Below are 24,939 nucleotides of genomic sequence, written 5' to 3' on the forward strand. Positions count from 1 at the left end.
TGCGGTTTTGATTTTATATAGAACTTGGATTAGTTCCCTTTTTGAGCCTCTTTTATCATATTTTCGTTAGCAGTGATAGCGAACTCTACTCGTCTATTTTTTGCTCTTCCTTCGTCTGTATCATTACTAGCAATAGGTTCTGCTTCTCCTACTCCTTTAGCAATCATTCTACTAGATGCTATACCAAGAGAAGAAAGATAGCTTACTACTGCATTGGCTCTTCTTTCAGAAAGTCTTAAGTTATAATCATCAGCACCTCTGCTATCTGTGTGTCCGTAAACATTGATGTTGGTATCAGGATTATTCTTAAGCACTTGGGCTAATTTATCCAAATTGTTTTTAGCTACAGAAGTAAGGTTAGCAGAATCAAACCCAAAATTAACTGTATTTTCATTAAGGGTAATTTTAATACCTTCATTTACTCTTTCTACTTCCGCACCAGGTAAAGCCTCTTTAATTTCTTTGGCTTGTTTGTCCATTTTGCTACCAATAACATTACCAGCAACACCTCCAATGATACCGCCTAAAACAGCACCAGCAGGAGCATTTCTGCCATTACCTATATTATTACCTAGTATACCACCTATAACTGCTCCTGCAGCAGCACCTATAGCCGTTCCTTTTTGTTGATTATTAGCATTTTGAACAGATTCACAACTTGTAAGTAACAAACTTCCCGATAAAAATAATGCTGCTACATTGGTTTTATTAAATATTTTCATTTTATAGTTTATTTAGATTGATTTACTTTTTGAAATTCATAATACACTTTTATATAGTTACCTTCGAATGGAACATTCTGAACTAATGTAAATGAGTTATCTGTTTGGTTTTGAAATTCTAATACATACCCAGAAACATTTTGTTTAGCTTTTTCTCCAGAGTGTATTTTTTTAAACTGAAACTGATTTCCATTTACCACTTCAAATTTGATAGGCTGAGATATTGCTGGGCAACCATTATTTCCACTAAGAGTATAGCTGCCAGTCCAATTATTAGGTACTAAAGACCAAGTACTTCCCAAGAAACATTTAGCATCTACACCTTCATCAAAGGGTTTAATTTTATAGTTTTTATCGTAATTAACACTTACAACTTCCCAAGTTCCTTTAAGTTTCATAAAGTCTGAACGCTGATTTTGAGCTTGTTGACCTTTCTGTACTGTGGAGCATGCAGATAAAGATAAAGCTCCTATAAGTCCAGTAAAAAGTAGTTTTTTCATTATTATATTATTTTATACTGTGTTGAGTAGTAAAAATTGTGCCAATTAGCTTTTGAATATTAAAAAAATGGTTTTGTAGGTTGAACTTTGGGGAAAGTAAAGTAATTTTTAAAATGATTATCTTTGAAAAACATTAAATTATGAAGATGGCTAAATTTTTGATTTTTATATTAACATTTTTTTACTCTTTAGGGGTAGCTCAAAGCATTAAGGATAAGCTAGATAAAGCAACTAAAGCATTTTTAAATTCTCCTAAAATGTACGCTGCTAATATGTCTTTTTATGTAGCAGATGAAAATGGAAATTTCATCTATGAATATCAAGGAAATAAAGGGCTTTCTACCGCTAGTACACAGAAGATATTTACTGCTGCTACGGCTTTGGAGCTTTTAGGGAAAGATTATAAATATAAGACTAAAGCCGTTTATGATGGCGTTTTAGAAAGGAATATTTTAAAGGGAAATATTTATATTATCTCCAATGGAGACCCTACTCTTGGAAGTTGGAGGTACGAAGGTTATAAACCCGAAGATTTTCTAGAAAAGTTTTACACAGCTTTAAAAAATCAAGGTATCAAGAAGGTAGAAGGTAATTTAATTATAGATGATACTTATTTTGATTTTCAAACCACGCCAGGAGGTTGGGCTTGGAACGATATAGGCAATTATTATGGTGCTGGCGTTTGGGGCGTTAATTGGAGAGAAAATCAGTTTGATATAGATATTGAGGGAGGAGCTTCTATTGGTAAACCTACAAAAATTAAGTCTTTTTCTTATCCTTTGGTACAGGTGAAATGGTTTAATGAGTTAACTTCAGCGGTTTCAAATTCGGGAGATAAAAGTTTAATTTATACCGCTCCATACAGTTCTGTGGCGAGTATCAACGGAACACTTCCTGCTCAAAAAACGACTAAAATTTCGGGAGCAACGCCTAATCCGCCAGTTCAGTTGGGTGCAGAAATGGTTAATTGCATTAAATCTAAAGGGATAGAGTTTTCGGGAGAAGTCATAACGGGTAGACAATTACTTTTAGATGGAAAATCTGTTCCGTCTGTTACAGGCAAGCCTTTTTTTGAATATGAATCTCCTGAGTTGAGTAAAATAGTCTATTGGTTTTTGAGAAAAAGTGTTAATCTTTACGGAGAAACCTTCATTAAAACTCTAGGAAAAGAACAAAATAATGATTCTAGTTTTTCCAGTGGTGTTTCGGTGCTGAAAAACTTTTGGAAATCTAAAGGCATTCATACTGCGATGATTAATTTTACAGACGGTAGTGGATTGTCGCCTCAGAACTATGCTTCGGCTAGGGCAGAAGTTCAGGCTTTACTTTGGGCTCAAAAGCAACCTTGGTTTAATGAGTTTTATAATGCATTGCCTATTTATAATGATATGAAAATGAAAAGCGGTACAATAAAAGATGCCAAAGGTTATACAGGTTATCATACTTCTAAAAATGGTAAAAAGTATGTCTTTTCTATTATCGTGAATAATTATGATGGAGATGGTATCAATAATGAATTGTTTTCAATTCTTAATAACCTTAAATAATTGTATTGTTATCCCTAATGAAAAAAAACAGAAACATATTCTCTAAAGTCAATTTTTTAGTGGTTTTTCTGCTGTTTAGTACGGTTGTATTTGCTCTTATCATTTACTCTGTGGTTATTGTGAGAGATTTAAGGCAGAAAGAAACGGCTAATATGGCGGTTTTTGCCAAAGCTATGAGGTTTTTACAAGATGAAAATCAGGGAGATGTAAGAATGTTGGAACTGGTTCAGGAAATTATTACCACTAATGATAATATCCCAATTATTGTAACTAATCACCAAGGAGAACCAATTAAAGAATTTGTTAAGAATATTCCTGATAAAATTAAAGATAATCCAAAGGCTCTGAAGATTCGCCTAGAGGAAATGAAAGAAGGATATCCACCTTTTGAGTTGCAAATTTCGGAAGGTAATATACAGTATCTTTATTTTGATAATTCGGATTTGATGAATAACCTTAGATACTATCCTGCATTGCTTGGTTTTTTCATTTTATTGTATCTGTTGTTTGCCTATTGGTTTTTTAAAATCGTAAAAAAAACAGACGAAGGCTATCTTTGGGCAGGATTGGCTAAGGAGACGGCACATCAAATAGGAACGCCGCTTTCCTCTATGATAGGTTGGATAGAAATTCTAAGAATGGAGCATGAAAACAGCGTTGGAGTACAGGAGATAGAAAAGGATATACATAGGCTTACCACAATATCAGAGCGTTTTTCTAAGGTAGGTTCAGTCCCAGAGCTTAACGATTTTAACCTCAATGAAACTCTACAGCAAAACTATGATTATCTTAAAACTCGTATTTCTAAGAAAGTGGAATTTAATATAGTTTTACCATCTAAGGAAGTGCTGATACCTCACAATCGTATTCTGATGAGTTGGGTCATAGAAAATCTTATTAAAAATGCGGTAGATGCGATGAAAGGTGACGGTAAATTAGAATTGAAATTGTATCAAAAAAATAAAAAAATCATTATAGATATACAAGATACAGGTTGTGGTATGTCTGCAAAACAAGTAAGAAATGTTTTTAACCCAGGATATTCTACTAAGAAGAGAGGTTGGGGATTAGGATTATCTCTATCTAAAAGAGTGATTAAAGATTACCATAAAGGCGATATAAAAGTTGCCCATACAGAGATTGGTAAAGGAAGTGTTTTTAGGATAGAAATGTTTATCTGATACAAAATAGCCCTAATTTTCGTTATTAGGACTATTTTGTATTTAGATTCTTAGTAGTTAGCTTTTTCCTAGCTTAATTTTCAGGTTTTTTATCATTTCTTCGGTCATCATTTTGATGTCAAACTCATAGGAAAGTCCCCAATCTTCTTTGGCTTTGCTATCGTCTATAGAAGCAGGCCAAGAATCGGCGATGCTTTGTCTGAAATCGGGTTGATAAGAGATTTTGAAATCAGGCATTATCTTTTTAATTTCATTTGCAAGTTCTGCGGGTGTAAAAGACATACCTCCTAGATTATAAGAACCCCAAACACTGATGTTCTCTGCAGGTTCTTGCATTAGTTTTATGGTAGCGTTTATAGCATCGTCCATATAGAGCATAGGCATAGCCGTATTTTCCGAAATAAAACATTGGTACTCGCCTTTTTCTACTGCTTCGTAGAATATTTCCACGGCATAATCGGTAGTACCTCCACCTGCAGGAGCTTTCCAAGAAATAAGACCCGGGTATCTTATACTACGCACATCTACACCATATTTATCGTGGTAATATTCACACCATTTCTCTCCAGCCATTTTAGAAATACCATACACAGTGGTAGGGTTAAGTACCACATCTTGCCCAACATTGTGCTTTGGAATGCCTTTACCAAATACGGCAATGGAGCTTGGCCAAAATATCTTTTTTAAATAGCCTTCTTTTGCTAATTCGCAGAGGTGAAGTAGTGGTTCTAGATTGAGCTTCCAAGCAAAAAGTGGTTGTTTCTCTGAAGTTCCAGATAAGAGAGATGCTAAGTGATAAACCGTAGTAATTTTATTTTCTTTAATAAAATCTTCCAATAGTTTAAAGTTCGTTACATCTATTCTTTCGTAGTGTCCAGCAGTAGTAATGCCTTCTCTCCATTTATCAATTCCAGAAGCAATAACATTCTCTTTACCGTAAATTTCTACTAACTTTGCTGTAAGTTCGGTACCGATTTGCCCTAAAGCTCCTGTGATGAGTATTTTTTCATTTTTACTTTCCATAGTTTGTTCCGATTTCATTTTTACAAAGGTACTAAATACGCCTATTTTTTGGAAATGTTTTTGGTTAGAAATTTTAATTTAATGATTAGATTTGTATCCAAATTAAAGTGATAAAATGATTAGAAAAGCCCAAAGGGAAGATATACCATTGATACAAAGTCTTGCAAAGCAGTCGTGGAATAGCCATTATATAGGAATTATCTCGCAAGAGCAGATAGATTATATGTTGGGTATGATGTACTCCGATGAAGAGTTAAACCAACATTTTGATAACCCTCAATATCATTATTATTTGATGTTGAATGATGGTGTAGAGGTAGGATTTATGGGGTTTGAAATAGGCTATGAACCTCAAACCACCAAATTACACAGACTTTATCTTTTAGCGGAGGCTAAAGGAAAAGGGTTAGGAAAGGAGTCAATAGACTTTTTAAAAAGAGAAGTGAAAAGCCATAAGGATAAGGCTATCATATTAAATGTTAATAAGAAAAATCCGTCGTTTAATTTCTATAAAAGTCAAGGGTTTGAGGTAGAGCAGGAAGTGGTGCTGGAAGTAGGCGAGGGCTTTGTGATGGACGATTATATTATGAAAATAGCCATAGAAATTTAATTCTATGGCTATTTTTTATTAGAGCAAAGACTAAATAATATTTATCTATTGCATTAGTTTTTTCACTGCTTTTTTCACAGCTTCTGCATCTATTCCGTATTTTTTCATCAGCTCGGCTGGTGTGGCAGACTCACCGAAGGTATCGTTTACGGCAACAAATTCTTGTCTTGTAGGGTGCTTTCTTGCAAGTAGTCCTGCTACAGACTCGCCAAGTCCTCCAAGGTAGTTATGTTCTTCTGCCGTTACAATCTTTCCTGTTTTCTTTACAGATTTTAAAATGATTTCCTCGTCCAAAGGTTTAATCGTGTGGATATTGATAACTTCGCAAGAGATACCTTCTTTCTCTAGTTCTTCTGCAGCTACTAGAGACTCCCAAACCAAATGTCCTGTTGCTACAATGGTTACATCTTTACCTTCTTGCAACAAAATCCCTTTACCGATTTCAAAAGGCATATCTTCTGGCATAAACACAGGTACAGCAGGTCTTCCGAATCTTAAATAGACAGGACCGTTATAGTCTGCAATGGCAATGGTAGCCGCTTTAGTTTGGTTATAGTCGCACGGGTTGATAACTACCATACCTGGCAACATTTTCATCATACCAATATCTTCTAACACTTGGTGGGTTGCACCGTCTTCTCCTAAGGTAAGCCCTGCGTGAGATGCACATATCTTAACATTTTTACCAGAGTAAGCCACAGATTGACGAATTTGGTCGTAAACTCTAGAAGTAGAAAAGTTAGCAAAAGTACCTGTAAACGGTATTTTACCATTGATGCTAAGCCCTGCAGCGATGCCTATCATATTTGCTTCAGCGATGCCTACTTGGAAAAATCTTTCTGGAGCTTTCTCTATAAACTTCTCCATTTTTAGAGAGCCGATAAGGTCGGCACAAAGTGCTACTACATTTGGGTTTTTGTCAGCAAGTTCTGCTAGTCCAGCACCAAAGCCACTTCTTGTATCTTTTTTTTCGGTATAAGTATATTTCATTATTTCTTTTTTTGAGGTTTAATAATCAGCTAAATTATCTGTAGAAAGTTGAGCAAGGGCTTTTTCTAGTTGCTCGTCATTAGGAGCCTTACCGTGCCAAGCGTGAGTTCCCATCATAAAATCTACTCCGTTACCCATTTCAGTATGCATAATGATAGCGATAGGTTTTCCTTTTCCTGTTTGTGCTTTAGCTTCTTCTAGTGTCGCAATTACAGCTTCTAGGTTGTTACCTTCTTTAACTTCCAATACTTGCCAATCAAAGGCTTCTAATTTAGCTTTTAAATTCCCTAAAGAAAGTACATCAGATACATCACCGTCTATTTGTCGGTTGTTGTAGTCTATGGTTGCAATTAGGTTATCTACTTTATTATGGCTAGCGTACATAAGAGCTTCCCAAATTTGCCCTTCTTGTAATTCTCCATCGCCGTGTAGAGAGAATACAATACCTTTATCACCATTTAGCTTTTTACCTAGAGCTGCACCTACAGCTACAGAAAGCCCTTGCCCTAGAGAACCAGAAGCAATTCTCACTCCAGGTAAACCTTCGTGTGTGGTAGGGTGTCCTTGTAATCTAGTGTCTAGTTTTCTGAAAGTAGCCAATTCTTCTACTGGAAAGAAGTTGAATCTAGCAAGTGTACTGTAATACACAGGAGAAATATGCCCATTAGAAAGGAAGAATAAATCTTCGTTTTTGCCCTCCATTTTAAATGGTAGCGAGTAGTTCATTACCTTTCCGTAAAGAGCTGTAAAGTATTCTACACAACCCAAAGAGCCACCTGGGTGTCCAGAGTTTACTGCGTGTACCATTCTCAAAATATCTCTTCTGATTTGTGTGGTGAGATGTTTTAATTCTTCTACTGATTTTGCCATTATAATATAGGTTTAATTTTATTGAAATGATTGTTTTTTACTACTGATAAACCAAAGTCCTACAAAGGTAAGCAATCCGTTGATGATAAGTAATTCTAACCCGATTTGGAAATCTCCAAAAACAAGACTTTGATATTTATCTATTAAAAATGATAAGATAGGAGCGGCGATACAGATGTAAGGCACTAGCTTATCTTTAACCGTTCTTTTAGTGAAAATCCCAAAAGCGAAAAGCCCAAGTAGAGGTCCATAGGTAAATCCTGCTAATTTAAGGATAAGCCCTATCATAGAATTATCGTTAATCCATTTAAAAATGAGTACCATTATTAAAAATGATACTGCCACCCAAAGGTGTACTCTCTTTCTAAATTTTTCTTTTTCGGAAGCGGAGATATTTTTTTCTTTCAGTCCAAATATATCAATACAAAGAGATGAAGTCAGTGCTGTCATAGCTCCATCAGCACTAGGAAATAGGGCGGAAATAAGAGCAATAATGAAAATAATAGAAATAAATGGCGGCATATGATTAAGAGCCACATCTGGAAATAGCTGGTCTCCAGTGCTAGAAATATTCTCTTGTATGCCATAAAGATGTAATAGCCCACCCATGTAAAGGAATAATGAAATAACACCTAGCAAGATAAACCCTAGAGTTACCATATTTTTCTGACTGTCTTTTAGGTTGGTTACCGAGATAGATTTTTGCATCATTTCTTGGTCAATTCCTGTCATTGTAATGGTAATGAAGGCTCCTGCTAAGATTTGTTTAATGAAGAACCCTTTATCATTAACATTGGTGTCAAATACTTTAGTATAACCTTGTTCACTCATTGCGGTAAAGCTATCTGCGATATTCAGTCCTAAATGATTAAGCATATAGAAAGTACAGACAATCAGTCCTAAAAGCATTCCTGTGGTTTGCAGAGTGTCCGTCCATACGATGGTTTTTACGCCGCCTTCGTAGGTGTAGAGGATAATCATTACCAAAATAATGAGCGTAGTTACAATAAAAGGAACGCCAAGGCTATCCAAGATAGTCATTTGTAAAATATTTACCACTAAATAAAGCCTAGCCGTAGCACCTACTAAACGAGATACAATAAAAATAGAAGCTCCTGATTTATAAGATAAAGCTCCCATTCTCTGCTGAAGGTATCCGTAGATGGAGGTCAGTTTTAGTCTGTAATAAAGAGGTAATAAGACATACGCAATTACAATGTATCCTATGAGGTATCCTATGGTAACTTGTAGGTAGTGGAAGCTGTCTTTTCCCACCTGTCCAGGTACACTTACAAAGGTAACTCCAGAGAGAGAAGTCCCTATCATACCGAATGCTACCAAAACCCAATTACTACTCCTATTGCCTATAAAAAAACTATCATTATTACTTCCTTTACCCGTTCTATAAGCTACCCATAGCAGAATGCCAAAATAGGCAATAATAATTCCTAGTAAGAGAATTGGCGACATACGAAAATCATTTTCTATAAACATCGCAAAGATAACTTTTTCTTGTGGGGTAAAAAAATAGACTTTCTAAAAAATTCTTAAAAATACGACTTTGATTCTCCTATTTGTTAATGGTGAATACTTGTGTTTAGAATTTTATAATGAGTTTAAAAAACACTATTTTTGCAAAATGAATTCACTAATAGATAAATATAATATACCAGGTCCTAGATATACTTCATATCCCACAGTACCTTACTGGGAAGAAGAGAGTTTTTCTCATCAATCTTGGGAACACACGGTAATAAAATCATTTAAGGAGTCTAAAGACGAAGGAATTTCTATCTACATACATTTGCCATTTTGTGAGCAATTATGTACCTTTTGTGCCTGTCATAAAAGGATTACAAAGCAACATTCTGTAGAAACACCTTATTTGCAGTCGGTGATTAAAGAGTGGCAACTGTACTTGGCTCTTTTTGATGAAAAACCTAAAATTAAGGAACTACATTTAGGTGGAGGCACGCCTACTTTTTTCTCGCCTGAAAACTTGAAAATATTGATAGAGGAAATTCTTTCAGGTGGAACAATAGCAGAAAAGCCCGAATTTTCTTTTGAAGGACACCCTAACAATACCACTAGAGAGCATTTGCAAGTGCTTTACGATTTAGGATTTAGAAGGGTGAGTTTTGGGGTGCAAGATTATGATGAAAAAGTACAAAAAGCCATCAATAGAGTTCAGCCTTTTGAGAATGTAGAAAAAGTAACCCAGTGGGCTAGAGAAATAGGCTACGAAAGTGTTTCTCACGATTTAGTTTTTGGGCTTCCGTTCCATACTTGGGAAAAAATGGAATATACCATAAGAAAAACAATGACTTTGAAACCCGATAGACTAGCATTTTATTCTTACGCTCATGTGCCTTGGATTAAAGGAGTAGGGCAGAGAGGTTTTGATGAGAATGACCTTCCATCAGGCGAAGAAAAAAGAAAACTCTACGAGAATGGAAAACAGCTTTTGGAAGAGTTAGGCTACAAAGAGATAGGAATGGACCATTTCTCACTAGAGCACGATGACCTTTATCAATCGATGCTTAACAAGAAAATTCATAGGAATTTTATGGGTTATACTTCAGGGAAAACTCAACTTATGGTAGGTTTGGGTATGAGTGCTATTTCTGACTCTTGGTATGCTTTTGCTCAAAATGAAAAGACGGTAGAAGCCTATCAGCAACGAGTAGAGAAAGGAGAAATCCCAGTGTTTAGAGGGCATATCCTAACCGATGAAGATTTGAAAATCCGTCGTCATATACTCAATATTATGTGTCAGCTAGAGACTTCTTGGACGGATGCAACGGCTTTTCCAGAGCTAGAAACTACCATAGAGAAACTTAAAGAGATGGAGGCAGATGGTCTTGTGGAAATATCAGAAAATAAAATCAGAATTACAGAAGCTGGTAAGGCATTCACACGAAATGTAGCGATGACTTTTGATTTGAGAATGTTAAGAAAAGCTCCAGAAACTAGAATTTTTTCTATGACTGTTTAGAAGAGTATTGATATTTCTCATTTGTTTAAAATGAAAACAATGGCAAATAAAGTTTATAATTATACTGAAAAACATTATATTTGCCGACTATAATTTTTAATGTTGTAAATTACTGAAAATGCAAGGAAAAGGACTTATTACAGTTGTTGCGATTGTTCTAGGGCTTATTTGTCTTAACGAAATGCTCCCTACTTTTTATGCGAGCAAGGTAGAGAAAGAAGCTAGAGCTATAGCAGGAGACAATCAGGTAAAGTATCAAAAAGAGATAGATCGTCTGTCTAAAGATACGCTTAATTTAGGGTTTACTAAACTTTACTACACTGCTGCTAAAGAGCGTGAAATGAAGTTAGGTCTAGACTTAAAAGGTGGTATCAATGTGCTTTTAGAAATTAACCAAAGAGACTTGGTGATGGATTTAACTAACTATTCATCTAATCCAATACTTATAGAAGCACTAGATAAAACAGATGTAGCTCAGAAAAATTCTACTAAATCTTATATAGAGGACTTCTTTGTTCAGTTTGATAATGTAAACAAGAGCAAAGGAGCAAACTTAAAGTTGGCGAGTCCAGAAATATTTGGAACTCAAAAATTAAGTAGTGAAATCAAATTTAATACTACTGATGACGAGGTTAAATCTATCATCAGAAAGAAAATAGATGCTGCGGTAGGTTCTGCTTACGAAGTTATTAGAACTCGTATAGACAAAATGGGGGTTACTCAGCCTAATGTTCAGAGAGTACCAGGTACAGGTAGAATATTGGTGGAGATGCCAGGTATTAAAGATATTGATAGAGTAAAGAAAATGCTTCAGACTTCTGCTAAACTTCAGTTTTGGGAAGTTCAGCAAGTGCCAGAAGTAGCACCTTACTTTGAGCAACTTTCAAAATTAGTATTAGCTAAGGGAGACTCTATGGGTGTTGCTAAAACAACTAATTTCCCAGCGTTGCTTAATCTAAATACGCTTAGAAGTAATGGAGTTGGTAATATTAAATTAAGCGACACAGCTACGATTAACAAAATTCTTAATAGCTCAGTAGCTTTAAACGCAAGACCAAGTAACATTAAATATACTAAGTTTTTATGGGCTTATAAGCCTGAATCTACAGATCCTGACCACTTGGTACTGTATGCTATTCGTTCTAATATTTCAGGTAAAGCTCCTGTAGATGGTGCAGTAGATAAGGCAAATATCAGCTACGACCAAATAGGTAGAGTAGTGGTAGATATGCAGATGGATAGCGAGGGAACTAAAGACTGGAAGATTCTAACCGAAAAAAATGTGGGTAAACCAGTGGCGGTTACTCTAGACAATAGAGTATATACAGCACCTAATGTAGTAAATGCTATCCCTAATGGGCGTACACAAATTTCGGGTAACTTTACTCAAGATGAAGCTCAAGATTTAGTAAATGTTTTGAACACAGGTAAATTACCAGCAAGTGCTAAAATTGTACAGGCAGATGTTGTAGGACCATCTTTAGGTCAGGCTTCTATTGATGCTGGTATGTGGTCATTTATTATAGCATTTATCTTCATTGTAGTTTATATTATATTCTACTACGGAGGTGCAGGTGTTTATGCTGTAATTGCTATGATTATCAACTTGTTCTATATCTTTGGTATTATGGACTCTATGGATGCTACGCTTACTTTACCAGGTATTGCGGGTATTGTTTTAACGATGGCGATGGCAGTAGATACCAATGTAATTATCTATGAAAGAACTAAAGAAGAGCTTTTTGCAGGTAAAAATATTAGAGAGGCTTATCATGATGGTTTCAAACATGCACTTTCAGCAATTGTAGACGGACATATCACTACATTGCTTACTGCGGTGGTACTTTATATATTTGGTACAGGACCTATCCAAGGTTTTGCAGTGACACTTATCATAGGTCTTATTATGACATTCTTTACTTCAGTGCTACTTTCTAGAGTAATGATATTTAGTAGACTTAATAAAGGTAAAGGTCTTTCTGTATGGACATCAGCTACGAAAAATGTATTTAGAAATGTATGGGTAGCCTTCATAGAGAAGAGAAAGTTTGCTTATGCTTTTTCAGGAATTCTTACTGCAATATGTATAGTTTCTATAGCGGTAAACGGCTTTAAGCTAGGGGTAGATTTTGAAGGAGGAAGAAACTATGTGGTTAAGTTTGATAAAACTGTAGATGCTGCTCAAGCGGAAGCTAGTCTATCAGAATTGTTCCAAACTAAGGACGGAAAGAATAACTCAGTAGATGTAAAGACATTTGGTACTTCTAATCAGTTAAAAATCACAACTGACTATAAGATTGATGATGAATCATTAGCGGCAGACCAAGAGATTGAAGCTAAATTATTTGAAGGATTGAAGTCTAATTATCCAGCTGGTTATACATTAGATAAATTTAAGAGTGCGGAGGGAGATAATTTAGGTATAGTTTCATCTACTAAAGTAGGACCATCTGTAGCAGATGATATTAAGATAGGTGGTACTTTTGCAGTGCTAGCCTCTTTATTAGGAATATTTGTCTATATCTTGTTCCGTTTTAGAAGATGGCAGTTCTCTTTAGGTGCTGTGTTAGCATTGTTCCATGACGCTATTATCATTTTAGGAGCTTACTCTTTATTCTATAAAATTTCTCCTTTCAATATGGAGATTAATCAGGACTTTATAGCAGCTATCCTTACGGTATTGGGGTACTCTATCAATGATACCGTAATTGTATTTGACCGTATCCGTGAGTATCTTAGAGAAAAGAAATCAGCTACATTATCTGGTTTGTTTAATGATTCTATTAGCAGTACTTTAGGTAGAACTTTTAATACTTCATTTACGGTATTGATGGTAATTTTGGCGATATTTATATTCGGAGGTGAAAGTTTAAGAGGATTTATGTTTGCCTTATTATTAGGTATAGGTTTTGGTACTTATTCGTCTATATTTATTGCTTCCGCAATTGCTTACGATTTCTTGAAAGGAAAGAAAAAGGATGAATTGAAATAAAAATTATTATTAAAATACAAAGCCTCCTTTTTATACTGAAAGAAAGGAGGCTTTTTTTGTTTGATTTTTTTGAAATGAATAAAATAGCATTTTTAGGGCCACAGGCTTCTTTTACACAGTTGGCAGCTTCTCAGATTTTTTTGAATGAGGAGCTATTACCTCAAACCAGTATATTAGACTGTTTTATAGCTTTAGACGAGGGTAAGGTAGATAAAATTGTAGTGCCTTTAGAAAACTCCATAGAGGGCACCGTTTCAGTAACTCTGGATTATTTATATGATTTTAAAGATATTACTATCAATACAGAGGTAGTGATGCCTATTTCTCATCATTTAATGGTGCATCCCAATAATACTTTGGTAGAGAATATTATTTCTCACCCACAGGCATTAGCCCAAACTTTTCATTTTAGAAGGAATCATTTCAAAGAAGTTTTGACCACAGATTATACTTCTACGGCAGCGGCGGCAAAACTAGTTTCAGAAAATCCAGATAAACCTTGGGCGGCGGTTGCCAATACTTATGCAGCGAAACTTTATAACCTTAAAATTTTACATTCTAACATACAGGATTTTGAACAAAACCACACTCGTTTTGTGGTGGTTTCAAAGAAAGGAGGAAATAAGTTAGAACTACCTTGTCAGTCTTTAGCTCAAAAATCAAGTCTATTGGTTACTTTACCAACAGACTATGCTGGAGGGTTGCATCAAATTCTATCGGTATTTGCGTGGCGTAAGATGAATTTATCTAAAATAGAAAGCCGAACTCTAAAAACAGGACTTGGTAATTATTTTTTTTTCATCAATGTTGTAGGAGATTGGGGAAATATCCTTTATCAAAATGCATTGGAAGAATTAGAGTCTATAGGAGTTAAGGTTAAATTTCTAGGCGATTATAACGAGTATCTTTTAGAAGGCTAGGAAAAAATTGATAACAAAAATAAAAAACGGTTTGACAAAAAATCAAACCGCTTTAAAATTTATTTAAAAATCTATATTAAAAGGTTCTTCTTCTGTACTACTAATGCCTAGTGCTTCGTAGATATATTTAAAGGTAGAGAGTAAAACAGGTCTTCCACCGATGATACATACATTATGCTCAAAGTGTGCTGAAGGAAGGTTATCTTTAGTAGTTACCGTCCAGCCATCACTATGGAAAACCACCTCGTGAGTTCCCATGTTAATCATAGGTTCTATGGCTAGAGCAATACCGTCTTTTAGTACCTTTCCACTTCCTTTTCTACCGTAGTTAGGTACTTGTGGGTCTTCGTGCATTTTTCTGCCTAAACCATGCCCTACAAGTTCTTTTACCACGCCATAGCCATGAGCTTCGCAGTGGCTTTGTATAGCGTGAGAAATATCACCAACGCGTTTTCCTCTTACGCATTGTTCTATCCCTTTGTATAAAGATTCTTTGGTTACTTTTAGTAATTCTTTGGTTTCTGGAGCTACTTCTCCTACTTCAAAAGAGTAAGCGTGGTCGCCATAAAAGCCATTCATATAGACACCACAATCTACAGAAAGTATATCGCCCTCTTTAAGAGGAGTATCATTAGGAATACCGTGTACCACTTCTGAATTTGGCGAAATACAAAGATTTTTAGGAAAGCCATACATTCCTAGAAAAGCAGGTTCTCCACCGTGGTCTTTTATGTATTCCGCGGCTAGAGTATCCAAATGATTGGTGGTAACACCTGGTTTTATTTCCTTTGCTAGCATACCCAAAGTTTTAGAAACCAGTTGGGCACTCTCCTTTATCAATCTTAGCTCCTCAATCGTCTTAAGTTGTATCATAAATGATTGTTTTTTATGAACTTTTTACCAAAAAAGCCCTTTTTTCTTTTCTTTTTTCAGTTTAGAATATGCCAAAACTTCTTTACCTTCTACTCTGAATTCTATTTTATCTTTAATGATATTATAGACTTCGCCCCAACCTGGAAAACCACCAAGGTTTCTATCATCAATAAATAAATCTGCATCAAGCTTTCTACTTTGTGTCGCACTATCAAAAACTTCTCCTTCAAAACTTGAGTTGATAGCATAAAATTCTAGTCCATGTTTTCTGCAGAATTCTACGGCTTCGTCTAGAGCTTTTCCGCTACGGTAAGTCCATAGTATTAGTCTATAGCCTTCCATTTGGAGTTTTTTTAGAGTTTCAAATGCAAAAACTTTAGGCTTACCTATTCCTGGGTAAGCGTCTTCTACAATAGTGCCATCAAAATCTATAGCTAATTTTTTATTGTTAAGCATAACTTAGGTATTAAAATCTTAATGAGCTACAAATATAGTTATAAATGTAGATTTTTTGAATATTTTAGTCTATTTTTGGACACAAATAAAATTAGAAGTAAAATGAAAAATTTTGGTATTGCTGTTTTGGTTTTAGGAGCATTGGCATCTTGTAATAAAAAAGAAAATGAAAAAAACTCTGTAAATCATACTTCATCAGAGGTAGTTCAAGAAAGCGTTACGGATAAGAATGAGGCTACTGAAACTTATGAAGGAGTATTTCCTTGTGCTGATTGTGACGGGATTAAGGTTACTCTGACTTTAAACCAAAAAGACTGGTCTTACCATATGACTTCAGATTATATGGATAAGGAAAAGTTAGAAAACAACGGAACTTTTACATGGGATGTTACCAAAAAATTTATTACACTTACCGACGGAGAAGATGCTGAGGAACAACAAGTATTCTATGTTTCTGATAAAGGTCTTTTCTTAGTTCCAGAAGTTGGTTCTAAGGATATTAAAGAAGATTATCAACTTATAAAAAAGTAAATTTAATACAGTTTCATTTAAAACCAACCTCTCCTAAGTTGGTTTACTACTGCGTTTAGATTGAAGTTAAACATAAATCTAATCCTTTTAGAGTAGTCTTTAAAAGAAGGCTCAAACCCTAAAGAGGATTGGATAGGAAAGTAGATTTCAAATAAATCAGGGATAACTTTTAGACTTGCACCTGTATCCCATATAAAGCGTGGAGATTGGTTTTTGTTTTTATACAATCCTACATCTGCGTATACGCTAAAGAAACGGAACGAATGCAAGTCTATATTAACGCTATTTATCCACTGGTTTGCAGTATCATTTATGGCAGACTTAAACGCTCCCTCTGCCATTATAAATTGTCTAGGTGCAAGGTAGTTGCTGTTAGTTTGTCTGATAATACTATAGGTAAATGCATAGTTAGATAAGTAAGAAATTCCAAAATCAAAGTAAGAGTTTCTTGTTTGATTCTGTAAAAAATAGCCTCCAAAAAATCTTAAACTAAGTTTTTTATTTTGTTGATATTCCCATCTGTAAAAAGCTTCTGCTGAAATTTTGCTAAAATCTCCACCTGCTTGGAAATTGGTTGAAAATAGTTTTTCATGTATAGCTTTTCTATCAGAATAGGTATAATTTATATTGAATAGGCTATACTTATCATAATCGTTCATTTCTTGCATCAATGGGCTTAAATCTCTTGTAAGATGCTGAAATGAAGCCCCAAATCTTTGCTCTATTTGGCTTCTAGCATCTTTAGGCAAAGTGATATTAGAAAAAATTGTTAGCCTTCTAAAAGCCAAGTCTTTATTATAGTGAAAATAGGTGGCATTTGCTCCTATTCTCCAATTTTGAAAAAAACTGTTAGGTGGTAAAATATTATAGGATACTCCTGCTGAGCCAGTAAGTTTATTAGTTCCTGTACTATAGTAAGGCATTACAGAATAAAGGAAAGGCTTGTCTAAAAGATTACTGTTACTTATGCGAGCTCCTATAAGTACTTTATCGTAAAAATTATAATTTAACCAAGGTGAAATATAAATTTCCTCATATTCTGGGTCTGGAATATCGGTATAAAATTTTAGCCTTGGTTTCTTCATATTATAGAATATTCCTTTAGTATAGAGGTAGTTATTCCTGACATTATATTCGGGGAGAAGATAGTCATCGTTTATTACGATTTTTTCTACATCGGTTTGTGGAATGTGATAAATTTCTTTCTTTTTGTTTGAAGAATCGTACCAATATAGACTATCTTGGTTATCAGAGTTTGTAACCTTTAACTGGAACGGCACTTTTTCCTCAGTATTTTTGTGAATATGAACGAGTAGTCCATTTTCCTGTTTTTCAACCTTTTTAATTTTGAAATCTAATCTATTTTTTTTCCTGATGAAATTAGCTGCAAAATTTGCAGAATATTTGGATTCAATAATGAGTTGATTTAAGAAATCTTCTTTATTGATAACCGTTCCGTTATGTTCAGATAAATATCTTTTAAGAAAGTTATTAAACTGATTTACGCCCATTTTTTCAGCAATAAAGTTAAATAAACTTCCTACTTCCATCTGGCTTACTGCCGTGGTGTTAAAGTTGCTCATTAGCTGGAGCGGTGTGTCTATAGGCTGATCAATATTTTGGCTGGTAATGTATTGATAAGTAATCCCATACCGTTCTGTAAGCTTGAGTTTAGAAGCATTACTCCATTTTAGAGGGCTTATTTTAAAAAGAGTGAGTTTATCAGGTAATTGCCCTAAGAGTTTTTCATCGTTATAAATAGTCTTTAAATACCTTATTTCTAGGTATGTTTTTAGCCCGTTTTCAATCCAATGGGCATTAAGATTATCCGTTTGTAAAAGATGTTCTACACACTTTTTTGAAATGATGGAGAAATAATTAAGATCAGTTTTTTGAGCGTCGCTGAACATTTTAAGCTTAAACTTCCCGAACTTAAAATCATCAATTCCTGTGAAGTTATTTTCGTTTTTAGTTCTTTCACTTATGAGTATTTTTTTAGGCAATTTACCTAGACTTTCTTCTATGAAATTGAGTTGGAGCGGCACATAAAAATAGAGCGACTGCTTTTCTTCTTGACTTATAGGATAGGTGAACTCTACCAAAGTATTTTTGTGGACTATTGTGAATTTTTCCTCATTATTTTTTAATGAAACTACAAATTCAGGGTCTGTATTTAGAGTTCCTGTAAAGTGGTTTGGCTGAACTTCTTGTAGATTGCTACTTGCTTTAAGTAGAGGGTTATCTAATTGTACGTCCCAAAAAACACCTATATATTGTTTTTCGTCTAAATTTTGGAAATATCTTGGCTCATTGCTGGTATTAGAAACTAGAAAGAAATACTTTAGTAAGGCTTTTTCTTTTTCTGAATTCCAGCCTATACCTGTGTATTTGGAGTGTGGAAGTTGTAGTTCGTAGGTTAGATTCAATTCTATTTTATTATCTTTACTTTTAGCATGTTCTAATGGTACAGAAATAATTTCTTGGTCAAGATTGGTGTATTTTTCACCGTTGATACTTAAACTTTTTAGATAACCTCTGTCTTTTGGTTTGGAGAAATAAAGGTCAGTTTTTCGAGCCTCTAGCATTCTTTTAGCAAGGGTGGTGTTTTTGGGTTGATAAGCTGCTATCCAGTTTAGAAGCTGAAAGTTATCCGATTTTTCGTTTTGATAACGAACTATTTTTTGATTGATAATAACTCTATTTTCTTTCGTTTTGGGAAATGAAACTTTAGCCCAAATACTATCTTGCTGAGCTTTTACAGCACAACTTAGAATAGAAAATAAAAATATTAGAATAGATGGTAATGCTTTTTTCACAACTTAAAATGTTGCCAAAGATACATTTTTAGATGATATAAAAAGAAAAATTGGCTTGGTGACTCTTTTGCATTTTTGTTTGGCTTTATGTGTTACCAAAAGTATTGGAATTCTTAAAGTAAATCTAAGTATTTATTGTGAAGTTTCAAATAGCTTTTCAAAGAACATTCAACACTTCCTCCATTTTGTTCAAAATGCTCACTTGTTGGTTGATATTTTTCCATAATTTCGTTCAAGTGATTAGAGTAAATTTCACTCAGAAAAAATCCGTCTAAATATCCGCTACAATCAACAAGTAAATTTGGATTAGTTTCTAAAATTAGAAAACCTGTTTTTTCCCAATTGTCAGTCTTTTTTAAATCAAAGAAATAATTATTGTCATTTTCTAACAACCATTTTACAATACTTTTTTCGTTTTCTGGGTTTATTTTATGGTATATATCTAAAGCATTTTTTGCCAAATTATTTTTCTTAAAATTGTGAATCAGATTGGAAACTTCGCTATAAAGAGAATTTATATGTTTGTATGCTTTATATTTTATTGCAACAAATGGATTGTCTAATTCTAATTCTCTTGCTAAAAGTTTATATTTATCATACCAGTAAATCACTTCTTCAATAGGTACTAAGCCCATTTTTTCAAGATTATTAAATTCATCAACAGCTTTTTCAACTCTTTGGAGGGTTATTAAGTATTCTATTGATGGCTTAAAGGCTAATTTTTCTTCTTCGTAAAAACTAAAATGAATATCCCAATCGTGTTCATCAGGTTTATCTTCCTTTAAATCATTACATAAATATTGTCAGTAACTTTTCCGTCTTTTTCTTCAAAATATAAGGGTAATGACGGTAAATTTTCAGCTTTAAATTTATATGCTTTGCATCCTTTATTACAATGGTTGCAAATTCCTTCTACAACATTTTCGTATGATTTTAAATCTTCGTATTCATCTATTTTTTGTTTTAATGTAGACAAAAATAGATTTTTGGATACATCCATATATGACCTATTATCATCTAAAAGATTTTGTAATGCTTCAAAGTCCAAAGATTTAAAAGCTTCTATTAATTTTTGTTTTTCCGTCATTTACTTTAAGTATTTTATTCGGTCGTACATTTCTCAACTTTTATTACTTTCCATCTTGGGCGTTTCATTTTATCCTCTCCATAAATAACTCTTGCTTTTACCCTGCAATCGTGAGAAATATTGTTCTTTTCCAAAAGATATTTCGGAACATAATAGTCTCCAATGAAAGCAAAATCAGGAATATCTTCTTCATAATTATAATCCTTGTATTTTACTTCTAAAAGACCTGTGATGTCTTTTTGTAAACTTGTGTTTATTTCGTTTGTTGATTCTATGTTTAGTGCTTTTACTCTCATTTTTTTATCTTTTTCTATTTTTATAACAAATGAAAGTTTAAAAAAATCGCCTTCGTTTGGTCTTAGGCTTGTTTCTGTGAATTTGACTATTCCTTGCAACTTGGATGAAATGACAAAATGAAATAATTGCTTTTGCTCGTTCACTCCGTCAATGATTGCAATTTGAGTTTGGAATTTTGAAATGACAGAACCTTTGTCAATTTTCTGGATTTGTCGCAGTTCTGTTCTGTTTTCATCTTTTACTTTTTTGATATAACTCTTGGCTGTTACAAAATCTCCAATTTGTAGTTCAGGTTTAATTTGAGGAAAAAAGACTTCTTTGTTTTCCGTTGTAATTGCGTAAATAATGTTTTTCTCTTTGTTTATATAATCAACAATAGCAAAAGTGTCTTCTAAAATTTCCCAATGTTTCCTTTCAGATCTTTCTGTAATAAGTGGAATATACTTGTGTTCTATAACAATTGTTTTTTCAAACCATGTAAATTTTGTTTCAACTTCCTTTTTAATTTCTTGCTTGTGAAGTTTGAACTTTAAAATTTGTCCTAATTCAGATTGTTTCAAGGCTGCAAAACGATTTTTACTAATTGTAAACTCTATCGTTTTTCCATCTGTAAAAGTTAAACGGTCTTTTCCTTTGTCGTCTTTCCATTTATCAACCAAAACAAGCTCTGTCCAATTAAAATCAGCATAAGCGAAGTTTTCGGCAAAAGGAATATATTTTTTGTATAGTTCCCGATTGTCTTTTAAACTTTGTTTAATTGAACTTGCTTTTTTGTATAATTCGTCAAAAAGTGATGATAATTTCCAACCTTTTATTTCTCTATGTTTCTTGTATGCTTCAAGTTCTACAAATGCATTTTCTAAAAGATTTTCGTCAATTAACACTTTTGCTAAATCTAAATGAATGTCGCCTAAAAAATCTTCGTTTTTTTCTAAACTCAATGCTTTTGATAGCATCCCAATTTTTAAAGAATTATCGGAACTGATACAGTCTGAAAACTCCTGCCAAATATAATGTTTGTTCGCCAGTTCCAAAACAAGTTGTTTGTATATTTTGATTGCTAAATCAAATTCGTTATTTTTAAAATGAAGCAATGCTTTTTCTCTCAACAACCATGTATCATATGGAAACAATTTGATTGCAGTTTTATACGGTTTGATTAGCCAAGATAAATCTTGTTCAATTGTTTGAGTTTTCAGGATTTCAAAAGATTTTTTAAGTGCTTTTATTGCTAATGGTTTATATGTGTATTCTTCTTTTCTTGTTTCTTTCCAATCGTCAATTCTTAGATTTTCTGGATTCCAATTTTTGAAAAAGTTGAGAAAACGCCACTCGTCATTTTCTTGCATAAACCTCTCAGCAAGATTTAAAACTTCGGAATGCCATTTTGATTGTCCGAGATTGGAATAATTATTATTGTATTGCTCAAACAGATTCCACAACTCAGAAAATTTATTTTCCTTGTGAGCATTTAGAATGTTCCAAAAAATAGTTTCTCTGAAAAAGTCTATAACAACTTCTTTGTTAAGATTTATTTTACATAATAACTCTTCAATGTTTATCTCGGTATTTGAGTTTACAAACTCTCTGCAAATACGTGAAATAAGTGAAGGAATATCTTTTCCATCTTTATATCCACCGTTCAAATCTTCGTAACGAAGATTGTCAGGATTCCACAAAAGAAAAAAGTTGTAAAACTTAAAGTCATTGTGCTTTTTTGAATAGTTTAAAGCAAAATTTAAAATCATAGAATGAAGCATTGATGGCCTTTCATTCTTTAACTTCATATAATCTCTCAAAAACATTCGCACTTCAACAGACGTAAGATTACTTTCTTTCGCTTTTATGTATCGGTAAATTATCCAACCATAAGGTTCGTGATGTAATTCTGTAAGCCTGTTTTGAGAAATTAGGTTCTTGAAAATTGCTAATGCTTCTTGATGTTTTCCGTTTTTACTTAATTCTTCTGCTTTTTGAACTTCCGAATAATTAGTGTCAATTCTTGGACGAAGAAAGTTTTTTTGATTTTCAATTATATCATCTTCGTGACCTTGAAAATCTATTGTGTTTAGCTCTTTAAAACAAACTTCTGCTTGATTTAATTTTCTATCGGCTATGTAGTATTTACACAAATCTATGAGAATCCAAGCAAATGCTTTTTTTATCCATTCATCTGAACCATCTTCTAAGTATAATTGTCGTGAAATGTTTAAAGCATTGTTTAATTTATTCAGTTTTTCTACTCCTGATAAATACTTTGCTTCATTTCGTAATTCAAAAACGGTTTTAGAGTCCATATCAAAATATTTTTTCTAATAAGAGTTCGTTTATTTCCTCAACTAAACCTGTTGTTCTTGACGGAATAATTTCAGTTTTCTTGAACCTAAAATTTCCATCATACCAAAATTTGTATGTCGCTGTAAAACCGTTTTTCTTTATTTCATAAATCTCGTGGTATTGTTTGTGTTCAATTTTGGCTATTTGAAAATTGAAAGGCTGTAATTTTCCCTTTAAATTCTCGTAAAACTCTTTTTGAAATGATTGTTCAAACTCAAATTCCGCTTCGTTTGTTTCGGGTTCTGCAATTATGATTATCTTATTTTGAAGTTTAGCAAGTTTCGTATAAATGCTTTCAGTAAATTCCGTTGAGTTTGCTGGCTTTTGTATGGTTGTAATTTTATTATGACTGTTGTAATTGATTTTGAAAATTACAACTTCATTTCCTTGCGAAAAGGTGTAATGTTCCAAATAATTGGTGTGACGAATGTTGCTGATATTTACATTTTCATCTTTCAAACACTCACTAATTGCAAGATAAATATGTTTCACAAAAGACGTTTGATTTGAAAAGTCAAATGGCAATTCTATTTCTGAAATTTCTGTATTTAATTTAAGAATATTTTCTGTTGGTTTAATGTTTTCAATTTTGGGCGGTTGAATATTGCTTGCTATGCTAAAATGTGGTTCATCAAGCGTAAACAATTTTTCTTTTGCCCTTGTAATACCTGTATAAAGCCAACGAAAATAACTTGGATTGAAATACTCCATTGATGTTTTGCAATTCAAAAATGTGTTAGTCCATTCTCCACCTTGTGCTTTGTGGCAAGTAACAGCATAACCAAATTTAATTCGTAAAGCGTTAAAGTACTTATCGCTTCGCAAAGCGTCCTTAAATTCTTTTGATCCTGCTTTTAGTTTTGGATTTCGGATTTTAAAATCAATGTAAAGGGCTTTCAACTCATCTGAACTCAAATCTCTTTGATGTGAGTAAAGCAAGTTCTCTATGATTTTACATTCAATGTCGTGTTTCTTAAAATCTTCGTCAGTGAATGCAATTGTAACATTACGAAAAGTAAGAGGAACGCTGACTATAATCGTTTCGTTTTTTTTGTTTTTTCGTTTTAGTGAGATTGTTCTGATTTCATCATTCGTTGGTGCAACTTCCTTTACAATTCCAAAATCGCCATTTAAAAGTTCCATTTGCGGATAATTGTAGTTATTGCTGACTAAAATTATTTTGTCACCTACTGTTATCTTATTTTGGTTTGGGAAAAAATGATTTCTGACAAAATCGTTATATTCCTTTACTGATGAGTTTGAATATGCAACAATCATTGTTTCTTCGTCAATTGTATTGTTACAAGCTTCAAGATATTTTGACAATAACTCTTCGTATTTTGTTTTATTGATGTCTTTGAAATTAGTTTCAATATCAAGTTGATTGAAAATGTTTGCTTTTAATGATTGTCGTAGTTTGGTTGCATTATGCAAAATTCCGCTTTCTGCTTTTTGCCTTACAACTTCTGTAAGTTCAAATTCATTTGAAACAAGATTGAAGTTTTCTTGTAAATATTTTTTGTCAAGTGCAGGCGAAAAATTCATATTTACAGGTGGCAACTGTGCGTTATCTCCTATAAATATTATCTTTTTATTGTGGTCGTTATTATCAAAGTTGATATAGTTTATCAAGTCTTTGAGTAGGTAGCCCGAACCAAATCTAAAAAATTCGCCTTCTGAATATACATTTGACAGCATTGAGGCTTCATCAATAATGTAGATTGTATTGTTTGGATCTTCGTTATTTTTGAGTTCGTAGTAGAATTTAAAAGTTTCAGTTCCGTCCTCGTCTTTTACTTTGAATTCTTTTAGGTCTTTACTTGAATAAATCGTTTTATGGATAGTATAAGCCTTTCGTTTGGTTTTTTGCGAAATCACTTTCGCAGCTCGCCCTGTCGGTGCCGCAATTCTAAAGCTTCTTTTGGTTTCCGTAAGAAAATCGGTAAGTCCTTTCATCATAAAAGTTTTACCTGTTCCTGCATAACCTTTCAATAGAAAACAAGTTGAATTATCACATAGAAACCGCTCTAATTCATCAAGAAGTGAGTTTTGTCCCTGTGTTAGTGTATATTTTGAAAATGTTTCTTTTAGTGTCATTTCAGCTTTCTATTTTTCGGTGCGGTAATGTGATGCAGAAGTGTTGGCTTTTTTGTTCATTTGTCTATCTGTTTAATGTTTGCGGGGGCATCAAT

The 24,939-nt window shown here is 33.5% G+C and carries 20 protein-coding genes; 7 read left to right on the plus strand and 13 right to left on the minus strand.

What is annotated here, in order from left to right; genetic code table 11:
• Window positions 1–29 precede the first annotated feature (29 nt).
• Together D1J36_RS08395 and D1J36_RS08400 are read right to left on the minus strand one after the other, a co-directional pair.
• Window positions 30–722, minus strand: a complete 693-nt coding sequence (locus tag D1J36_RS08395; RefSeq protein WP_154136732.1) for an OmpA family protein — start codon at window positions 720–722, stop codon at window positions 30–32.
• Between the two features lie 8 nt (window positions 723–730).
• A complete protein-coding gene (locus tag D1J36_RS08400; protein ID WP_154136733.1) occupies window positions 731–1,222 on the minus strand; it encodes a lipocalin family protein in 492 nt (163 codons plus the stop codon).
• A 146-nt stretch (window positions 1,223–1,368) separates the two neighbouring features.
• Between D1J36_RS08400 and dacB the strand changes: the two genes are divergently transcribed.
• The gene (dacB, locus tag D1J36_RS08405) at window positions 1,369–2,769 is read left to right on the plus strand and encodes a D-alanyl-D-alanine carboxypeptidase/D-alanyl-D-alanine endopeptidase (protein WP_154136734.1); all 1,401 of its coding nucleotides are present in this window, start codon (window positions 1,369–1,371) and stop codon (window positions 2,767–2,769) included.
• 17 nt (window positions 2,770–2,786) lie between these two features.
• Window positions 2,787–3,950: a sensor histidine kinase gene (locus tag D1J36_RS08410; RefSeq protein ID WP_154136735.1), complete on the plus strand. Its 1,164-nt coding sequence runs from the start codon at window positions 2,787–2,789 to the stop codon at window positions 3,948–3,950.
• Between the two features lie 57 nt (window positions 3,951–4,007).
• Here D1J36_RS08410 and D1J36_RS08415 read toward each other — a convergent pair whose 3' ends face one another.
• Window positions 4,008–4,973 carry an NAD-dependent epimerase/dehydratase family protein gene (locus D1J36_RS08415; protein ID WP_154137292.1) on the minus strand — a complete coding sequence of 322 codons (966 nt, stop codon included), beginning with the start codon at window positions 4,971–4,973 and terminating at the stop codon, window positions 4,008–4,010.
• Between the two features lie 115 nt (window positions 4,974–5,088).
• Here D1J36_RS08415 and D1J36_RS08420 point away from each other — a divergent pair, with 115 nt between their 5' ends.
• Entirely contained in the window at window positions 5,089–5,583 is a 495-nt protein-coding gene (locus D1J36_RS08420; protein ID WP_154136736.1) for a GNAT family N-acetyltransferase, read from the plus strand.
• A 45-nt stretch (window positions 5,584–5,628) separates the two neighbouring features.
• On the opposite strand, the gene D1J36_RS08425 is transcribed toward D1J36_RS08420, so the two are convergent.
• The 3 genes from D1J36_RS08425 to D1J36_RS08435 are packed head-to-tail and all read right to left on the minus strand — an operon-like array spanning window position 5,629 to window position 8,913.
• A complete protein-coding gene (locus tag D1J36_RS08425; protein ID WP_153929244.1) occupies window positions 5,629–6,573 on the minus strand; it encodes a transketolase family protein in 945 nt (314 codons plus the stop codon).
• A gap of 18 nt (window positions 6,574–6,591) precedes the next feature.
• Complete coding sequence (locus D1J36_RS08430) at window positions 6,592–7,443, minus strand: transketolase (RefSeq protein WP_154136737.1); 852 nt, start codon at window positions 7,441–7,443, stop codon at window positions 6,592–6,594.
• Between the two features lie 18 nt (window positions 7,444–7,461).
• Window positions 7,462–8,913 (minus strand): sodium:solute symporter, encoded by a 1,452-nt coding sequence (locus D1J36_RS08435; protein ID WP_154136738.1) that lies wholly within the window; start codon window positions 8,911–8,913, stop codon window positions 7,462–7,464.
• 169 nt (window positions 8,914–9,082) lie between these two features.
• Here D1J36_RS08435 and hemN point away from each other — a divergent pair, with 169 nt between their 5' ends.
• The 3 genes from hemN (at window position 9,083) to pheA (ending at window position 14,350) form a co-directional block, all read left to right on the plus strand.
• A complete protein-coding gene (gene hemN / locus D1J36_RS08440) occupies window positions 9,083–10,438 on the plus strand; it encodes an oxygen-independent coproporphyrinogen III oxidase (RefSeq protein ID WP_154136739.1) in 1,356 nt (451 codons plus the stop codon).
• A gap of 118 nt (window positions 10,439–10,556) precedes the next feature.
• Window positions 10,557–13,430, plus strand: coding sequence for a protein translocase subunit SecD (gene secD / locus D1J36_RS08445; RefSeq protein ID WP_154136740.1), 2,874 nt, complete (start codon window positions 10,557–10,559; stop codon window positions 13,428–13,430).
• Window positions 13,431–13,504: 74 nt separating this feature from the next.
• Window positions 13,505–14,350: a prephenate dehydratase gene (pheA, locus tag D1J36_RS08450; protein ID WP_154136741.1), complete on the plus strand. Its 846-nt coding sequence runs from the start codon at window positions 13,505–13,507 to the stop codon at window positions 14,348–14,350.
• A gap of 63 nt (window positions 14,351–14,413) precedes the next feature.
• Here the strand turns inward: pheA and map are convergent, their stop codons facing one another.
• Both map and D1J36_RS08460 read right to left on the minus strand, forming a co-directional pair.
• Window positions 14,414–15,223, minus strand: coding sequence for a type I methionyl aminopeptidase (gene map / locus D1J36_RS08455; RefSeq protein ID WP_154136742.1), 810 nt, complete (start codon window positions 15,221–15,223; stop codon window positions 14,414–14,416).
• A 24-nt stretch (window positions 15,224–15,247) separates the two neighbouring features.
• Entirely contained in the window at window positions 15,248–15,679 is a 432-nt protein-coding gene (locus D1J36_RS08460; protein ID WP_004918783.1) for a BT0820 family HAD-type phosphatase, read from the minus strand.
• 102 nt (window positions 15,680–15,781) lie between these two features.
• Between D1J36_RS08460 and D1J36_RS08465 the strand changes: the two genes are divergently transcribed.
• The gene (locus tag D1J36_RS08465; RefSeq protein WP_154136743.1) at window positions 15,782–16,210 is read left to right on the plus strand and encodes a copper resistance protein NlpE; all 429 of its coding nucleotides are present in this window, start codon (window positions 15,782–15,784) and stop codon (window positions 16,208–16,210) included.
• Window positions 16,211–16,227: 17 nt separating this feature from the next.
• Here the strand turns inward: D1J36_RS08465 and D1J36_RS08470 are convergent, their stop codons facing one another.
• The 5 genes from D1J36_RS08470 to D1J36_RS08490 form a co-directional block, all read right to left on the minus strand.
• Window positions 16,228–19,026: an aminopeptidase gene (locus tag D1J36_RS08470; RefSeq protein ID WP_252339386.1), complete on the minus strand. Its 2,799-nt coding sequence runs from the start codon at window positions 19,024–19,026 to the stop codon at window positions 16,228–16,230.
• 113 nt (window positions 19,027–19,139) lie between these two features.
• Window positions 19,140–19,661: a hypothetical protein gene (locus tag D1J36_RS08475; RefSeq protein ID WP_154136744.1), complete on the minus strand. Its 522-nt coding sequence runs from the start codon at window positions 19,659–19,661 to the stop codon at window positions 19,140–19,142.
• Window positions 19,662–19,807: 146 nt separating this feature from the next.
• Window positions 19,808–20,113, minus strand: a complete 306-nt coding sequence (locus tag D1J36_RS08480; RefSeq protein WP_154136745.1) for a hypothetical protein — start codon at window positions 20,111–20,113, stop codon at window positions 19,808–19,810.
• A 14-nt stretch (window positions 20,114–20,127) separates the two neighbouring features.
• Window positions 20,128–22,707, minus strand: a complete 2,580-nt coding sequence (locus D1J36_RS08485; RefSeq protein ID WP_154136746.1) for a DUF7017 domain-containing protein — start codon at window positions 22,705–22,707, stop codon at window positions 20,128–20,130.
• 1 nt (window position 22,708) lies between these two features.
• Window positions 22,709–24,844, minus strand: a complete 2,136-nt coding sequence (locus D1J36_RS08490; protein ID WP_154136747.1) for an ATP-dependent DNA helicase — start codon at window positions 24,842–24,844, stop codon at window positions 22,709–22,711.
• Window positions 24,845–24,939: the final 95 nt, after the last annotated feature.

This window comes from Riemerella anatipestifer, assembly GCF_009670965.2.
Taxonomy (GTDB): Bacteria; Bacteroidota; Bacteroidia; order Flavobacteriales; family Weeksellaceae; genus Riemerella; species Riemerella anatipestifer_B.

Excerpts from the sequence above, each read along its gene's own strand:
- D1J36_RS08415 (WP_154137292.1), bottom strand. The coding sequence starts at position 4,973 with ATGGAAAGTAAAAATGAAAAAATACTCATCACAGGAGCTTTAGGGCAA.
- hemN (WP_154136739.1), top strand. The coding sequence starts at position 9,083 with ATGAATTCACTAATAGATAAATATAATATACCAGGTCCTAGATATACT.
- D1J36_RS08435 (WP_154136738.1), bottom strand. The coding sequence starts at position 8,913 with ATGTCGCCAATTCTCTTACTAGGAATTATTATTGCCTATTTTGGCATT.
- D1J36_RS08410 (WP_154136735.1), top strand. The coding sequence starts at position 2,787 with ATGAAAAAAAACAGAAACATATTCTCTAAAGTCAATTTTTTAGTGGTT.
- D1J36_RS08485 (WP_154136746.1), bottom strand. The coding sequence starts at position 22,707 with ATGGACTCTAAAACCGTTTTTGAATTACGAAATGAAGCAAAGTATTTA.
- D1J36_RS08400 (WP_154136733.1), bottom strand. The coding sequence starts at position 1,222 with ATGAAAAAACTACTTTTTACTGGACTTATAGGAGCTTTATCTTTATCT.
- D1J36_RS08420 (WP_154136736.1), top strand. The coding sequence starts at position 5,089 with ATGATTAGAAAAGCCCAAAGGGAAGATATACCATTGATACAAAGTCTT.
- D1J36_RS08465 (WP_154136743.1), top strand. The coding sequence starts at position 15,782 with ATGAAAAATTTTGGTATTGCTGTTTTGGTTTTAGGAGCATTGGCATCT.
- D1J36_RS08430 (WP_154136737.1), bottom strand. The coding sequence starts at position 7,443 with ATGGCAAAATCAGTAGAAGAATTAAAACATCTCACCACACAAATCAGA.
- D1J36_RS08395 (WP_154136732.1), bottom strand. The coding sequence starts at position 722 with ATGAAAATATTTAATAAAACCAATGTAGCAGCATTATTTTTATCGGGA.
- map (WP_154136742.1), bottom strand. The coding sequence starts at position 15,223 with ATGATACAACTTAAGACGATTGAGGAGCTAAGATTGATAAAGGAGAGT.
- dacB (WP_154136734.1), top strand. The coding sequence starts at position 1,369 with ATGGCTAAATTTTTGATTTTTATATTAACATTTTTTTACTCTTTAGGG.
- D1J36_RS08460 (WP_004918783.1), bottom strand. The coding sequence starts at position 15,679 with ATGCTTAACAATAAAAAATTAGCTATAGATTTTGATGGCACTATTGTA.
- secD (WP_154136740.1), top strand. The coding sequence starts at position 10,557 with ATGCAAGGAAAAGGACTTATTACAGTTGTTGCGATTGTTCTAGGGCTT.
- D1J36_RS08490 (WP_154136747.1), bottom strand. The coding sequence starts at position 24,844 with ATGACACTAAAAGAAACATTTTCAAAATATACACTAACACAGGGACAA.
- D1J36_RS08425 (WP_153929244.1), bottom strand. The coding sequence starts at position 6,573 with ATGAAATATACTTATACCGAAAAAAAAGATACAAGAAGTGGCTTTGGT.
- D1J36_RS08475 (WP_154136744.1), bottom strand. The coding sequence starts at position 19,661 with ATGGGCTTAGTACCTATTGAAGAAGTGATTTACTGGTATGATAAATAT.
- pheA (WP_154136741.1), top strand. The coding sequence starts at position 13,505 with ATGAATAAAATAGCATTTTTAGGGCCACAGGCTTCTTTTACACAGTTG.
- D1J36_RS08480 (WP_154136745.1), bottom strand. The coding sequence starts at position 20,113 with ATGACGGAAAAACAAAAATTAATAGAAGCTTTTAAATCTTTGGACTTT.